Raw genomic sequence first — 13,993 nt, 5'->3', positions numbered from 1 at the left:
GCGGGGGGGGGGGGGGGGGGGGGCGGGGGGGGGGGGGCCGCCCCCCCCCCCCCCCCCCGGGGGGGGGGGGGGGCGGGGGCGCCCCCCCCGGCGGGGGGGGCCCCCCCCCCGGACCGGTTTCCGGCCGCCCGCACCGGCGGGGCGCCGCCCTCCCCCGGCCCGGTCCGCGCGCCCGGTCCCCGGGCGGCGGGCGGCTTCCCGGCGGGCACCTCGCGGGCGGCGGACGGCGCCTGCCCCGTGAACGTCTCGACCAGGGCCGCGAGGACGGCCACCAGGCCGCGTCCGCCCGCGTCGACCACCCCGGCGCGCTCCAGGACGGCCAGTTGGCCGGGGGTCGCGGCCAGGGCCGCGCACGCGCCCTCGTAGGCCGCCCGTGCCACCGCCCCGCAGTCGCCCTCCGCGCCGGTGGCCGCGTCGGCGGCGGCCGAGGCGACCGAGAGGACCGTGCCCTCGACGGGGTGGGCCACGGCCTGCCGGGCCGAGTCGGCGGCCCGCCGCAGGGCGAGCCGCAGCCCGCGGCCGTCGGTGTGAGCGTGGTCACCGTCGGCGGCGAGCACCTCCGCCATGCCGCGCAGCAGCTGGGCGAGGATCGTGCCGGAGTTGCCGCGGGCGCCGATGAGCGCCCCGTGCGCCATCGCGCGCGCGGCCTCGGAGAGCGAGGGGCCGCCGGACGCCGCACCGGCCGCCTCGTGGCCCGCGAAGACGGCCTCGACGGCCGCGGCGGCGGACTCGGCGGTCAGGTAGAGATTGGTGCCGGTGTCGCCGTCGGCCACGGGATAGACGTTGATCGCGTCGATCTCCTCGCGCGCGCGACCCAGGGCGCGCAGGGCCAGGCCGCACCAGGTGCGCACCGCCGGCGCGTCGAACGTCTGCGCCACCTGCGCCACCTGCGCCTCCTCGAGCTGCTGGACCGGACGGCAGCGTAGACCCAGGGGCGGCGCCCGCCGGAGGAGGGCCCGGGCGGGCCCCTGAGCCGCCATGGTAGTTTCGTTGTACGGGAGCAGGCGTTGTATGCTGCTCCGGTTGCCCGATCCTGTCGGGCTCTTCCCCCTGGCACCGCCACTCAGATTCAGCGTGCTCTCCGAGCCTCCGGATCCTGATCCCGGCATGCCGGGATCAACCGTAAGTGCATCTGAAGTCTTTGGAGTGACCCGTGGCTGCCAACTGCGACGTCTGCGGCAAGGGGCCGGGCTTCGGCAACAACATCTCGCACTCGCACCGCCGTACGTCCCGTCGCTGGAACCCGAACATCCAGCGTGTGCGTACCGTGGTCGGCGGGACGCCGAAGCGCGTGAACGCTTGCACCTCGTGCATCAAGGCCGGCAAGGTCTCGCGCTGACGCTCAGCTGAGCGCGCGGCCACTGCCGGTTCGCTGCACTGAGCCGGTCCACCTGTCAGGTGGGCCGGCTTTTTGCCGTACCCGGACGCCGGGTACCGCGCCCGCCTGCCGGAATCCGGGGAAAGGCCTTCACGCCGCCGGGGGTGGTGCGTCCGCCGCCGGCGGGTGGCGCGGCCGGGGCCGGACGGGCCGGCTGCCCGGCTCTCGCGGGATGGCCCGTTTCTCCGGCCGGCTCACCGGGAGGGCGGCCACCGCGTCCGGGCCGGCGGACTACCCGGCGCCGTGAGGTGTGCGGAACCTCCAGCCGTGGTCCACGGGACCGATCCCGCCGCCGAGCGCGAAGCCGGCCGCGATGGCCCCGGTGACGTACTCCTTGGCGGCCGTCACGGCCTCGGGCACGGACTGGCCCTTGGCGAGCTGCGCGGCGACGGCGGAGGCCAGGGTGCAGCCCGTGCCGTGCGTGTGCCGGTTGTCGTGGCGCGGGGCGCGCAGCCAGTGTTCCTCACGGCCGTCGGTGAGCAGGTCGACGGCGTCTCCCGCGAGGTGGCCGCCCTTGATCAGCACCCAGGCCGGGCCGTACGCCAGGACGGCGTCGGCGGCCTCGCGCAGCTGTTCCTCCGAGGTCACCTCGACGCCGGTGAGCTGGGCGACCTCGTCGAGGTTGGGGGTGGCGACGGTGGCCGTGGGCAGCAGTGCGGTGCGCACCGACTCCAGGGCGGAGGCGGCCAGCAGCGGATCGCCGTGCTTGGAGACGCCGACGGGGTCGACGACCACGGGCGCGTCCGTGCCGGCGAGCAACGCGGCGACCGCCTCGACCAGTTCCGCCGAGGACAGCATGCCGGTCTTGACCGCCTGGACGCCGATGTCGTCGACGACGCTGCGGTACTGGGTCCGGACCGCCTCCACCGGCAGTTCCCAGGCGCCCTGCACGCCCAGGGAGTTCTGTGCGGTGACCGCGGTGAGCACGCTCATGCCGTGCACGCCGAGGGCGAGCATCGTCTTCAGGTCGGCCTGGATGCCGGCGCCGCCGCCGGAGTCGGAACCGGCGACGGTCAGGACGCGCGGGGGTGCGGCGCTCACGACTCGATGTCCCCGAAGTGGTCCCAGCCGCCCTTTTTGGTCCAGGGGGCGCCGTCGACCGTGACCTGGGGCAGGGCCGAGGGGTTGAGCACTTCGCCGATCACCTTCCAGCGGGCCGGCAGTTTCACGTCCGGGGGGAAGGTCGCCACGATCGCGTGGTCCTCCCCTCCGGTCAGCACCCACTGCAGCGGGTCGACGCCGACGGCCTGCCCGATGTCGTTCATCTGCGAGGGGATGTCGATGGCGCCGGAGCGGACGTCGATGCGGACCTTGCTGGCCTCCGCGATGTGCCCGAGGTCGGCGATGAGTCCGTCGCTGACGTCGCACATCGCGGTCGCGCCGAGTCCGGCGGCGGCGGGGCCCGCGTGGTACGGCGGTTCGGGCCTGCGGTGGGCCTCGACGAAGGCGCGGGGGGAGCGGAAGCCGCGGCAGAGCACGGCGTACCCGGCGGCGGACCAGCCCAGCCAGCCGGTGACGGCGACGAGGTCGCCGGGCTGGGCGCCCGCGCGGGTCACCGGTTCGTGGTTGCGCAGGTCGCCGAGGGCGGTGATCGACACCATGATCGTGTCGCCGCGGACCACGTCGCCGCCGACCACGGAAGCTCCGGCGACCTGGCACTCGTCGCGCAGGCCGTCCATCATCTCGGTGGGCCAGGTGACCGGCAGTTCGGCGGGGACGACCAGGCCGAGCAGCAGCGCGGTCGGCACGGCGCCCATGGCGGCGATGTCCGCGAGGTTCTGCGCGGCGGCCTTGCGGCCCACGTCGTACGCCGTGGACCAGTCGCGGCGGAAGTGCCGCCCCTCCAGGAGTATGTCGGTGCTCGCCACGACCCTGCGGTCGGGGGCGGCGACCACCGCGGCGTCGTCGCCGGGGCCGACCCGGACCGCCGGGGTGGTGGTGAGACGGGAGGTGAGCTCCCTGATGAGCCCGAACTCCCCGAGTTCACCAACAGTGCCCTTCATTGCCCTTACGCCCCTTCTGTCCCTGTGCGTTCCCGGTCGGGTTCCCACTCGCGCGTGTGCGCGGGCCTCGTTACGGTCGTGGTGTCCGTCGACTTCAGTCCTACCTGCACCCCGGCGCGCGGGCCACGTCGGTCCCGGGTCTCCCCGTGGCGTGCGGCGACGCGATACCGTGGCGTTCCTTTTCCCCACATGATCCTCGTGGCCGCCCTGGAGGTTCCGTGGTACAGGCGTACATCCTGATCCAGACGGAGGTCGGCAAGGCGTCGACCGTCGCCGAGACGATCAGCAGACTGCCCGGAGTGATCCAGGCCGAGGACGTGACGGGTCCCTACGACGTCATCGTGCGCGCGCAGGCCGACACCGTCGACGACCTGGGTCGCATGGTGGTCGCCAAGGTCCAGCAAGTGGAGGGCATCACCCGCACCCTGACCTGCCCGGTCGTGCATCTGTAGCCCCCGTCTACCCTTGGGCCGGTGAGTTCCTTCCGTCACCGGCTGCTCGGCCTGCCCGTCGCCCTCGCCGCGCTGATCACCGCAGCGGGCTGCTCCTCAAGCGACGACCGTGCCACCGCCGCGGTTCCCAGCCCGGACACGGCGGTCGCGAAGCTGTGCGGGAACCTGGACAGAGCACTGCCGCAGAAAGTGGACGGGCTGAGCCGCAAGGACCCGCGGCCCGGCTCCGCGCTCACCGCGGGCTGGGGAAGCCCGGCGATCATACTGCGCTGCGGTGTCCCCCGGCCCGCCGAGATGGACGACCCGGAGGCCGACGGCGCGGAGGTGGACGGGGTCGGCTGGCTGCTCCAGAAGCAGCCGGACGGATCGTTCCGCTTCACCACCACCCTGCGCAAGGCCTACGTGGAGGTCAGCCTGCCCGCGAGCCGCACCGGGAACGGCGTGGCCCCGCTGGTGTCCCTGGCCCCGGCCGTCAAGAAGGCGATCCCCGAGGGGATCGCCGACTGAGATCTTCGCCGGGGGCGGGGGGCGGGGCGGCGCCGCGGGGCCCGGACCGGCGGCGCCGCGGCCCGCGTCGGTACGCGTGCCGGCACCGCCCCGCGCCCCTTGCGGGGCGCTTTCAGCGCAGGCCGGTCGGCCGGTTCAGCGCCGCCTGGATGAGGCGGTCCACCAGTTCCTCGTAGGAGACGCCGGTGGCCTGCCACATCTTCGGGTACATCGAGATGGGCGTGAAGCCGGGCATGGTGTTGATCTCGTTGATGACGAACTCGCCGTCCTCGTCGAGGAAGAAGTCCGCGCGGACCAGCCCCTCGCAGGACGCGGCCTCGAACGCCTCCACCGCCAGCCGGCGCACCTCGGCGGTCTGCTCCCCGGTGAGCGGGGCGGGCACGATGCCGGGCGTGGAGTCGATGTACTTGGCCTCGAAGTCGTAGTACGCGTGCTGCTGGGGCGGCGGGATCTCGGCCGGCAGGGAGGCACGCGGGCCGTCCTCGAACTCCAGCACCCCGCACTCGATCTCCCGGCCGCGCACCGCGGCCTCCACGAGCACCTTCGGGTCGTGCCGCCGGGCCTCCTCGATCGCCTCGTCCAGGCCGGAGAGGTCGTCGACCTTGGTGATGCCGATCGAGGAGCCCGCGCGCGCGGGCTTCACGAACAGCGGCCAGCCGTGCTCGCCGGCGAAGTCGACGATCTTCTTGCGGGCCGCCGGCCGGTCCCCCGCCCACTCGCGCGGGCGGATCACCACGTACGGGCCGACCTTGAGCCCGAAGGAGGTGAACACCCGCTTCATGTACTCCTTGTCCTGGCCGACGGCCGAGGCGAGCACGCCCGAGCCGACGTAGGGCACGCCGGACAGCTCCAGCAGGCCCTGGAGGGTGCCGTCCTCGCCGTAGGGGCCGTGCAGCACCGGGAAGACGACGTCGACCTCGCCGAGCGCCTTGGGCACCGAGCCCGGCTCGCTGTAGACGACTTCACGGCTGCCCGGGTCGACGGGGAGCACCACGCCGCCCTCGCCGGTCTCGGCGAGGTCGTCGACGCTGGGCGTACGCCGGTCGGTGATCGCCATGCGGTCCGGGTCGTCCGCGGTCAGGGCCCAACGGCCGTCCCGGGTGATGCCGATCGGCAGGACCTCGTACTTGGTCCGGTCGATGGCGCGCAGCACCGCACCCGCGGTGACCACGGAGATCCCGTGTTCGGAGCTGCGGCCGCCGCAGACGACGGCCACGCGCGGCTTGCGAGGCGGCTGCTCGGGGCTCTGGGGGAGGTTCTCGGTGCTCATATCGCGATGAGAGTACCCGGTGGTAGAGCCCCGGGGCAGGCTGGGAAACGCGGGTCGCTCAGCGTCGTTCGGGCTTCGCGCTGCGCGACATCAGCTCCTTGACGGCGTCCTTCGGGGATTTGCCTTCGTGCACGATGCCGACGACCGTCTCGGTCAGGGGCATGTCGACGCCGTGCCGGCGCGCCAGATCCAGCACCGACTCACAGGACTTGACGCCCTCGGCGGTCTGCTTGGTGACCGCGATGGTCTCCTGGAGCGTCATGCCCTTGCCGAGGTTGGTGCCGAAGGTGTGGTTGCGCGAGAGCGGCGAGGAGCAGGTGGCCACCAGGTCGCCGAGGCCCGCCAGGCCGGCGAAGGTCAGCGGGTCGGCGCCCAGGGCCATGCCCAGGCGGGTGGTCTCGGCGAGCCCGCGCGTGATGAGGGACCCCTTCGCGTTGTCGCCGAGCCCCATGCCGTCCGCGATGCCGACGGCGAGGCCGATGACGTTCTTGACGGCGCCGCCCAGTTCGCAGCCGACCACGTCGGTGTTGGTGTACGGCCGGAAGTACGGGGTGTGGCAGGCGGCCTGGAGCCGGCGGGCGACAGCCGCGTCGGTGCAGGCCACCACGGCGGCGGCCGGCATGCGGGCGGCGATCTCGCGGGCGAGGTTGGGTCCGGTGACCACGGCGATGCGCTCGGGTCCGACCTTCAGGACGTCCTCGATGACCTCGCTCATGCGCATGGCCGAGCCGAGTTCGACGCCCTTCATCAGGGAGACGACGACGGTGTCCGGGGCCAGCAGCGGCCGCCATGCGGCCAGGTTGGCGCGCAGGGTCTGGGAGGGCACGGCGAGGACCGTGAAGTCGGCGCCGCGGGCGGCCTCGGCGGGGTCCGTCGTGGCCCGCACGGTGCGCGGGAGTTCGATGCCGGGCAGGTAGTCCGGATTGGTCCGGGTGGAGTTGACCGCCTCGGCCACCTCGGGGCGGCGGGCCCACAGGGTGACCTCGCAGCCGGCGTCGGCGAGGACCACGGCGAAGGCGGTGCCCCACGATCCGGTGCCGAAGACGGCCGCCCTGACCGGCTGGTCCGGCTTGCTCACGTGCCCTGCCCCTCTTCCTGCACCGCTTTCTCCCGCGCTGCCTCGTCCTGTTCCCGCGCGGCCCCGGTCCGGCCCTGGGCCGCCTGGGCCTGGGCCTGGGCCTGGGCCTGGGTCCTGCGGCGCTGTTCGATCCGCTCACGGCGCGGGTCGTACGGCACGGCGGGCGCCTTCTCGCCGCGGATGTGCTCCAGCTGGCGCGTGACGGCGGCCATGATGACCTCGGTGGCCTCCTTCAGCACTTCCGGGGTCATGTCGCGGTCGTAGAAGCGCGAGAGGTCCACCGGCGGGCCGGCCAGCACGTGGTGGGTCTTGCGGGGCAGCAGCCTGGGCTTCTTGGCGTAGGGCGGCAGGAGTTCGTTGGCGCCCCACTGGGCGACCGGGATCACCGGGCACCGGGTCTGCAGCGCGACCCGGGCGGCACCGGTCTTGCCGGTCATCGGCCAGCCGTCGGGGTCGCGGGTGAGGGTGCCCTCGGGGTAGAAGGCGACGCACTCGCCGCGCTCCACGGCGTCGATCGCGGCGCGGAAGGCGCTCAGCGCGTCCGTGCTCTCCCGGTAGACGGGGATCTGCCCGGTGCCGCGCATGGCGGCGCCGACGAATCCCTTCTTGAAAAGCCCGCTCTTGGCGAGGAATCGCGGGACGCGGCCGGTGTTGTACTGAAAGTGGGCGTACGCGAAGGGGTCGATGTGCGAATTGTGGTTCACCGCCGTGATAAATCCACCCTCCGCCGGCATGTTCTCCATTCCACGCCAGTCCCGCTTGATCAGAACCACCAGCGGCGGTTTGCAGATCACCGCTGCGAAGCGGTACCAGAAGCCGATTCTGCGGCGGGGCACACGAACACCTTCCTCTAGGGCTGACCTGTGGGCCGGGGGGCCGCACAAGTGTCGCCCCAGGCCGCCGGTCTGTCGAGGGACACCGTACGCCCCGGCCTGCCCGCGCCCCGATGGGCCAGGGAGAATGTCCGCGACGAGAGAGGGACGAACGCCCGTGCAGTGGACCTTGGTGATCCCCCTGAAGCCCCTGTCGCGGGCCAAGAGCAGACTCTCGGACACCGCCCACGACGGCGTACGCCCGCAGCTGGCGCTCGCCTTCGCCCAGGACACGGTGGCGGCGGCGCTGGACTGCCCCGCGGTCGCGGATGTGGCGGTCGTCACGGACGACCGGCTGGCCGCGCGGGAGCTGGCGGTGCTGGGCGCGCGGATCGTCCCCGACGCCCCGCGGGCCGGCCTGAACGCCGCGCTGGCGCACGGAGCGGCGACCGTCCGGGCGACGGGCGGGGCCCGCCCGGTGGCGGCCCTGAACGCGGACCTGCCCGCATTGCGGCCGGCGGAACTGGCCCGGGTCCTGGACGCCGCGGCGGAATTCCCGCGCGCATTTCTCGCGGACGCGGCACAGATCGGCACCACCCTGCTCGCGGTCGCCCCCGACCAGGAATTGCGGCCGGCTTTCGGCACCGGTTCCCGCGGCCGCCACCGGGAATCCGGGGCGGTGGAACTGCGGCTCGACTCGGTGCCTTCGGTACGCCAGGACGTGGACACCGGCGACGACCTGCGGGCGGCCCTGGCCCTGGGGGTCGGCCCGCGCACGGCGGCCGCGGCGGCACGGCTGCTGACCGCCGGGCATTGAGAACGGGCGGGGAGGGGGGAAGGTGATCCCGGAACACGCGGGGTCCCGGGAAGGGGAGGCCGGGAGGGGCCGGCCGGGCCGGGAAGACCGGAAAGCGGAAGGCCGGGGAAACGGAAGGCGTGGAACTGGGAGGCCGGGATCCGGGAGGCGTGGAACGGAGGCCGGGATCCGGGAGGCCGGGCAGGGGCGGGCGGGCTCCGGAGGGGGGCAGTAGGCTGCCGTCATGCAGGCCACCGCATACACGTACGACGCCGAAAGCCGCAGCGGGCAGGTGCTCCTGGACGACGGCACGCCGGTGCCCTTCGACGCGGGGGCGTTCGACGCGGGGGGTCTGCGGCTGCTGCGCCCGGGCCAGCGGGTGCGGATCGAGACCGAGGGTGAGGGCAGCGGCCTGCGGATCACGCTGGTGACGCTGCAGACCTTCTGACCTCGCCGGACGCGGCCGGACCGTCGTGAGCGGGCGAACGGCCGCCGCACATGCCGCGGGCCGGGCTCCCTCGGGAGTCCGGCCCGGCGCGTGAGTACCCGGTCGCCTACTTGCTGCGGGCGGTCTTCTTGGCGGCGGTCTTGCGGGCGGTCGACTTCTTGGCCGGGGCCTTCTTCGCCGTCGCCTTCTTGGCCGGGGCCTTCTTGGCCGCGGTCTTCTTCGCGGCACCCGCCGCGGTGGTCTTCTTGGCGGCGGGCGTCGCCTTCTTCGCCGCGGCCGTCGTCTTCTTGGCGGTGGTCTTCTTCGCGGCACCCGCCGCCGTGGTCTTCTTGGCGGCGGCCTTCTTCGCGGCGCCCGTGGTCTTCTTGGCGGCGGCCTTCTTGCCGACCGCCTTGGCGATGGTGGCGGGCGGCCCGGACAGGCTGCCCTTGGGGGCCTTCTTCACCGCGATGTCGTTCTTCGGCAGCTTCTTCGAGCCGCTCACCAGGTCCTTGAAGCCCTGACCGGCCCGGAAGCGGGGAACGGAGGTCTTCTTGACCCGCACCCGCTCACCCGTCTGCGGGTTGCGGGCGTAGCGGGCGGGGCGGTCCACCTTCTCGAAGGACCCGAAGCCGGTGACCGAGACCCGGTCTCCCGCGACGACCGCGCGGACGATGGCGTCCAGTACCGCGTCGACGGCGTCGGCGGCCTGCTGCCGGCCACCCATCTTGTCGGCAATCGCTTCTACGAGCTGCGCCTTGTTCACGTCTTCCCCTTCGGAGACCTGGCCGGAACGAAAGTGTTCAAGCTTTTTCGCACGTTAGGCAGATATATACCGCAAATCAAACACGAAACGGGCTAATCACCCTTGTGCCGCAACGGACTCGGCGGTCTCGGGCTGTTCAGCCTTCCCCGCCGGGGATTCGGCCCTCGTCGAGGTCCGCGGTGAACCGCTCCAGACGCCTGGTCGCACCGGCGAGATCGTGCTTGGCCGCGGCCGTAATGACCAGCAGCTTCCGGGTCAGCGCCATCCGTACGCCCTCCGGGACTTGCAGTGCGCGCACCCTTCGGTGCGCTTCCTTGAGTTGGGCCGCGACCGCCGTATAGAGCTCGAGTTGGCCGTCGTTGTCCATGCACAGATTGTGCCATCTGGGGCGAGTTGTCGCCTGCGCAGGGGGCAACTGCCGCCGTCGGCGGGGTTTCCGGCCCGCTCGCCGACCGAGGACACGGACCTCACGTACCCCGGCAACAACCGTCCTAACGTGGGAAGTTGGCGCGCTCCCCGGCGGCGTTCCGAAAGGGGAGGGCCCGGAAACGGCTGTACCCCCGATCGTGGCGATCGGGGGTACAGCGGCGTCCGGCGTGGCCGAAACTCGACGTCCGGGTCAGACCTGGAGGGTCCGCGGCTTGAAGGAGGGACGCTTCGCCTCGTAGGCGGCGATCTCGTCCTCGTTCTGCAGGGTGATCGAGATGTCGTCCAGGCCGTTCAGCAGCCGCCAGCGGGAGTTCTCGTCCAGCTCGAAGGAGGCGGTGATCCCCTCGGCGCGCACCTCACGCGCCTGGAGGTCCACCGTGATCTCGGCCGTCGGGTCCTTCTCGGTCAGCTCCCACAGCGCGTCCACGGTCTGCTGCTCCAGGACCACCGTGAGCAGGCCGTTCTTCAGCGAGTTGCCCCGGAAGATGTCGGCGAAGCGGGAGGAGATCACGGTTTTGAAGCCGTAGTTCTGCAGCGCCCAGACGGCGTGCTCGCGGGAGGACCCGGTGCCGAAGTCCGGGCCGGCGACCAGGACGGTGGCGCCCTGCCGCTCGGGGCGGTTGAGCACGAACTCGGGGTCCTTGCGCCAGGCCTCGAACAGCCCGTCCTCGAACCCGTCGCGGGTGACCTTCTTGAGCCAGTGGGCGGGGATGATCTGGTCGGTGTCGACGTTGCTGCGGCGCAGCGGGACGGCCCGGCCGGTGTGCGTGGTGAATGCTTCCATGGCTGATCAGACTCCAGCGGGCGTGGGGACGTCGGCGTCGGACAGGTCGGCCGGGGAGGCCAGGTGACCGAGGACCGCGGTGGCGGCGGCGACCTGCGGCGACACCAGGTGCGTACGGCCGCCCTTGCCCTGCCTGCCCTCGAAGTTGCGGTTGGAGGTGGAGGCGGAGCGCTCTCCCGGGGCCAGCTGGTCCGGGTTCATGCCCAGGCACATCGAGCAGCCCGCGTGCCGCCACTCGGCGCCGGCCTCCTTGAAGACCACGTCCAGACCCTCGGAGACGGCCTGGAGGCCCACCCGTGCGGAACCCGGCACGACCAGCATCCGTACGCCCTCGGCGACTTTGCGGCCCCGCACGATGCCGGCGGCGGCGCGCAGGTCCTCGATGCGGCCGTTGGTGCAGGAGCCTACGAAGACGGTGTCCACCTTGATGGAGCGCAGCGGCTGACCGGCGTCCAACCCCATGTACTCCAGGGCCTTTTCGGCGGCCAGTCGCTCCGAGGCGTCTTCGTACGAAGCCGGGTCGGGGACCCGCGCGGAAAGCGGTGCGCCCTGGCCGGGGTTGGTGCCCCAGGTGACGAACGGGGACAGCTCGGCGGCGTCGATGACCACCTCGGCGTCGAACTCGGCGTCGTCGTCCGTGCGCAGTGTCTTCCAGTACGCGACCGCCGCGTCCCACTCCTCGCCCTCGGGGGCGTGCGGGCGGCCCTTCAGGTAGGCGAAGGTCGTCTCGTCGGGGGCGATCATGCCGGCGCGGGCGCCGGCCTCGATCGACATGTTGCAGATGGTCATCCGGGCCTCCATCGAGAGCTTCTCGATGGCGGAGCCGCGGTACTCCAGGATGTAGCCCTGGCCGCCGCCGGTGCCGATCTTCGCGATGATCGCCAGGATCAGGTCCTTGGCGGTGACGCCCTCGGGCAGTTCGCCGTCGACGGTGATCGCCATGGTCTTCGGGCGGGCCAGCGGCAGCGTCTGGGTGGCGAGCACGTGCTCCACCTGCGACGTTCCGATGCCGAACGCCAGCGCGCCGAACGCGCCGTGCGTGGAGGTGTGCGAGTCGCCGCAGACGACGGTGGTGCCGGGCTGGGTCAGCCCCAGCTGGGGGCCGACCACGTGCACGACGCCCTGCTCGACGTCGCCCAGCGGGTGCAGACGGACACCGAAGTCGGCGCAGTTCTTGCGCAGGGTCTCCAGCTGGGCGCGGGAGACCGGGTCCGCGATGGGCTTGTCGATGTCGAGGGTGGGGGTGTTGTGGTCCTCGGTGGCGATGGTCAGGTCGAGCCGGCGCACACCGCGCCCGCTCTTGCGGAGGCCGTCGAAGGCCTGGGGGCTGGTCACCTCGTGCAGCAGGTGCAGATCGATGAAGAGGAGGTCGGGCTCGCCCTCGGCGCGCCGGACGACGTGGTCGTCCCAGACCTTCTCCGCGAGTGTCCTACCCATCGCTTTCCCTCCGGCCGGACGCACGGGGCGCCGGCCCAACTAGATCTTGGGGTGGCGGCACCCGCGTCCCCCCTCAAGGGCAGCCGCCGCCGGGCCCGCCGGTCCACGGGCCGCTGTGTCTTCCAGGGTGGCGCGTTCCACGGAAAATTGAACTTGCGTTTCACAGAGTGAGACGCGAGTATCGTTTCATGGACAACAGTAGCGGCGTCGGCGTCCTGGACAAGGCAGCCCTTGTCCTGAGCGCCCTGGAGTCCGGTCCGGCCACCCTCGCGGGTCTGGTCGCGGCGACCGGACTGGCACGACCCACGGCCCACCGGCTGGCCGTGGCCCTGGAGCACCACCGCATGGTCGCGCGCGACATGCAGGGCCGTTTCATTCTCGGCCCCCGCCTCGCGGAACTGGCCGCCGCGGCCGGTGAGGACCGTCTCCTCGCCACGGCCGGTCCGGTGCTCACCCACCTCCGTGACGTCACGGGTGAGAGCGCGCAGCTCTACCGCCGCCAGGGCGACATGCGCATCTGCGTGGCGGCGGCGGAGCGGCTGTCCGGTCTGCGGGACACGGTCCCGGTCGGTTCGACGCTCACCATGAAGGCGGGTTCGTCGGCCCAGGTGCTGATGGCCTGGGAGGAACCGGAGCGGCTGCACCGCGGCCTGCAGGGGGCCCGCTTCACCGCGACCGCCCTGTCGGGCGTGCGGCGCCGGGGCTGGGCCCAGTCGATCGGTGAGCGCGAGCCGGGCGTCGCGTCCGTCTCCGCCCCGGTGCGCGGCCCGTCGAACCGCGTGGTGGCCGCCGTGTCCGTCTCCGGCCCCATCGAGCGCCTGTCGCGCCACCCCGGCCGGATGCACGCCCAGGCCGTCATCGACGCCGCCGCCCGCCTCTCCGAGGCGCTGCGCCGCTCCGGCTGACCCGGGCTCCGGCCAGCCCCACCCCCCGCGTCTGCGCGAAGGACCGGCCTCAACGCCGCGGCAGGCCCTTCTGCGGACGCCGTACGTTCCTTGCCCCGTCCACCCCTCCCGGCCCGAGCCCGGTCTGCCCCCGCCGCCGCCTTCCCGCGGCAGCGGGGGCAGACGTGGCTGTGGTGGCCTGCGTGGCGAGTGTGTCCCGCGTGGTGAGCGGCAGGCGGTGCCCCGGGAGAGCCGCGGCACCGCCCGAACCGTCCCGGCGATGAGGTCCGCCGTGCCGCACCGGTGAGAGCCCCGGCGGCCCCGCCATCGGGGCCGGCCATGACTCCACCCTCACTCCGCGCAGCCGTCGGGACCGGCCACGGCTCCCCCGGCCGAGCGTCACCGTTCCGCCCGGCGCCGCCCCCTCTTCCGGCCCGCCTCACGCCATCCGCAGGCGCTCCCCCGCCCGTTCTCCCTTGCGGCCCACCGGGACGACCTCCGTGGCCCGGGCCAGGCCGTACGGGGGCATGTTGACGTAGACGGCCTCGTGCGAGCCGGCAGGGACGACGTACGTCTCGTGCCAGAAGCCGACCTTGCCCCTGCCCTCGCGCAGCCTGCGGTTGAAGGCGGCCCAGGCGGGACGGTGACTACGGTCGGGGGCGGCGGCGTAGGCGAGGAGCTTCTCCTTCGACTCCCAGTACTGCACCAGGTACGTCTCCCGCGGCCCGGCCAGCAGGGTCTTCACGCCGAGCAGTCCGCTGTCCCCGTCCTCCTTCAGTTCCCGGAGCATCGGAGCCATGGCCCGGGCCACCGGCCACCAACTGCGCACCGCGGTGAAGTCGTTGATCCTCATCCCGATGAGGAAGACCACCACCCCGCTCCCGCTCGCCGCGGTCATCCGCCCCTCGATCGGCTTGTCGCTCATGAGCGATTCCCCTCTCCCCTCGGCCGACCTACTGGATAGCCGCGC

General features: G+C 72.9%; 17 protein-coding genes. 6 read left to right on the top strand and 11 right to left on the bottom strand.

Annotation, left to right across the window (positions count from 1 at the left end; translation table 11 throughout):
* A partial coding sequence (locus tag ABZ719_RS15205) for a DAK2 domain-containing protein (protein ID WP_366725644.1) occupies window positions 1-887 on the bottom strand: 887 nt, incomplete at its 3' end.
* A gap of 266 nt (window positions 888-1,153) precedes the next feature.
* On the opposite strand from ABZ719_RS15205, the gene rpmB reads away from it, so the two are divergent.
* The gene (rpmB, locus tag ABZ719_RS15200) at window positions 1,154-1,339 is read left to right on the top strand and encodes a 50S ribosomal protein L28 (protein ID WP_003993230.1); all 186 of its coding nucleotides are present in this window, start codon (window positions 1,154-1,156) and stop codon (window positions 1,337-1,339) included.
* Between the two features lie 270 nt (window positions 1,340-1,609).
* On the opposite strand, the gene thiD is transcribed toward rpmB, so the two are convergent.
* Together thiD and ABZ719_RS15190 are read right to left on the bottom strand one after the other, a co-directional pair.
* Window positions 1,610-2,419, bottom strand: a complete 810-nt coding sequence (thiD, locus tag ABZ719_RS15195) for a bifunctional hydroxymethylpyrimidine kinase/phosphomethylpyrimidine kinase (RefSeq protein WP_366725643.1) — start codon at window positions 2,417-2,419, stop codon at window positions 1,610-1,612.
* Window positions 2,416-3,381 (bottom strand): thiamine-phosphate kinase, encoded by a 966-nt coding sequence (locus ABZ719_RS15190; protein WP_037862137.1) that lies wholly within the window; start codon window positions 3,379-3,381, stop codon window positions 2,416-2,418. Before ABZ719_RS15190 ends, thiD begins: the two co-directional genes overlap by 4 nt.
* Window positions 3,382-3,599: 218 nt before the next feature.
* On the opposite strand from ABZ719_RS15190, the gene ABZ719_RS15185 reads away from it, so the two are divergent.
* A complete protein-coding gene (locus ABZ719_RS15185; protein WP_366725642.1) occupies window positions 3,600-3,833 on the top strand; it encodes an Lrp/AsnC ligand binding domain-containing protein in 234 nt (77 codons plus the stop codon).
* A gap of 21 nt (window positions 3,834-3,854) precedes the next feature.
* The gene (locus ABZ719_RS15180; protein WP_037862136.1) at window positions 3,855-4,340 is read left to right on the top strand and encodes a DUF3515 domain-containing protein; all 486 of its coding nucleotides are present in this window, start codon (window positions 3,855-3,857) and stop codon (window positions 4,338-4,340) included.
* Between the two features lie 112 nt (window positions 4,341-4,452).
* Here the strand turns inward: ABZ719_RS15180 and ABZ719_RS15175 are convergent, their stop codons facing one another.
* The 3 genes from ABZ719_RS15175 to ABZ719_RS15165 are packed head-to-tail and all read right to left on the bottom strand — an operon-like array spanning window position 4,453 to window position 7,524.
* Window positions 4,453-5,610, bottom strand: coding sequence for a D-alanine--D-alanine ligase family protein (locus tag ABZ719_RS15175; protein WP_366725641.1), 1,158 nt, complete (start codon window positions 5,608-5,610; stop codon window positions 4,453-4,455).
* Between the two features lie 58 nt (window positions 5,611-5,668).
* Window positions 5,669-6,688, bottom strand: coding sequence for an NAD(P)H-dependent glycerol-3-phosphate dehydrogenase (locus ABZ719_RS15170; RefSeq protein ID WP_366725640.1), 1,020 nt, complete (start codon window positions 6,686-6,688; stop codon window positions 5,669-5,671).
* On the bottom strand, window positions 6,685-7,524 hold the full coding sequence (locus ABZ719_RS15165) for a lysophospholipid acyltransferase family protein (RefSeq protein WP_366725639.1): 840 nt from the start codon (window positions 7,522-7,524) through the stop codon (window positions 6,685-6,687). The genes ABZ719_RS15170 and ABZ719_RS15165 overlap by 4 nt, the downstream gene beginning before the upstream one ends.
* A gap of 154 nt (window positions 7,525-7,678) precedes the next feature.
* On the opposite strand from ABZ719_RS15165, the gene cofC reads away from it, so the two are divergent.
* Both cofC and ABZ719_RS15155 read left to right on the top strand, forming a co-directional pair.
* Window positions 7,679-8,317 (top strand): 2-phospho-L-lactate guanylyltransferase, encoded by a 639-nt coding sequence (cofC, locus tag ABZ719_RS15160; protein ID WP_366725638.1) that lies wholly within the window; start codon window positions 7,679-7,681, stop codon window positions 8,315-8,317.
* A 223-nt stretch (window positions 8,318-8,540) separates the two neighbouring features.
* Window positions 8,541-8,744: a hypothetical protein gene (locus tag ABZ719_RS15155; protein ID WP_037857982.1), complete on the top strand. Its 204-nt coding sequence runs from the start codon at window positions 8,541-8,543 to the stop codon at window positions 8,742-8,744.
* A 106-nt stretch (window positions 8,745-8,850) separates the two neighbouring features.
* Here the strand turns inward: ABZ719_RS15155 and ABZ719_RS15150 are convergent, their stop codons facing one another.
* The 4 genes from ABZ719_RS15150 to leuC all read right to left on the bottom strand — a co-directional run bounded on the left by ABZ719_RS15150 (window position 8,851) and on the right by leuC (window position 12,139).
* Window positions 8,851-9,489, bottom strand: coding sequence for an HU family DNA-binding protein (locus ABZ719_RS15150; RefSeq protein WP_037857983.1), 639 nt, complete (start codon window positions 9,487-9,489; stop codon window positions 8,851-8,853).
* Between the two features lie 136 nt (window positions 9,490-9,625).
* The gene (locus ABZ719_RS15145; protein WP_037857985.1) at window positions 9,626-9,856 is read right to left on the bottom strand and encodes a hypothetical protein; all 231 of its coding nucleotides are present in this window, start codon (window positions 9,854-9,856) and stop codon (window positions 9,626-9,628) included.
* 252 nt (window positions 9,857-10,108) lie between these two features.
* A complete protein-coding gene (gene leuD / locus ABZ719_RS15140) occupies window positions 10,109-10,702 on the bottom strand; it encodes a 3-isopropylmalate dehydratase small subunit (RefSeq protein WP_366725637.1) in 594 nt (197 codons plus the stop codon).
* A gap of 6 nt (window positions 10,703-10,708) precedes the next feature.
* On the bottom strand, window positions 10,709-12,139 hold the full coding sequence (leuC, locus tag ABZ719_RS15135) for a 3-isopropylmalate dehydratase large subunit (RefSeq protein WP_366725636.1): 1,431 nt from the start codon (window positions 12,137-12,139) through the stop codon (window positions 10,709-10,711).
* Between the two features lie 188 nt (window positions 12,140-12,327).
* Between leuC and ndgR the strand changes: the two genes are divergently transcribed.
* On the top strand, window positions 12,328-13,044 hold the full coding sequence (ndgR, locus tag ABZ719_RS15130; RefSeq protein WP_366725635.1) for an IclR family transcriptional regulator NdgR: 717 nt from the start codon (window positions 12,328-12,330) through the stop codon (window positions 13,042-13,044).
* A gap of 418 nt (window positions 13,045-13,462) precedes the next feature.
* On the opposite strand, the gene ABZ719_RS15125 is transcribed toward ndgR, so the two are convergent.
* Window positions 13,463-13,948, bottom strand: coding sequence for a DUF4188 domain-containing protein (locus tag ABZ719_RS15125; RefSeq protein ID WP_366725634.1), 486 nt, complete (start codon window positions 13,946-13,948; stop codon window positions 13,463-13,465).
* Between the last annotated feature and the right edge of the window lie 45 nt (window positions 13,949-13,993).

The sequence above is a fragment of the Streptomyces sp. NPDC006743 genome (assembly GCF_040703815.1).
Lineage (GTDB): Bacteria > Actinomycetota > Actinomycetes > Streptomycetales > Streptomycetaceae > Streptomyces.
This window is presented reverse-complemented; position numbering and strand designations above follow the sequence as displayed.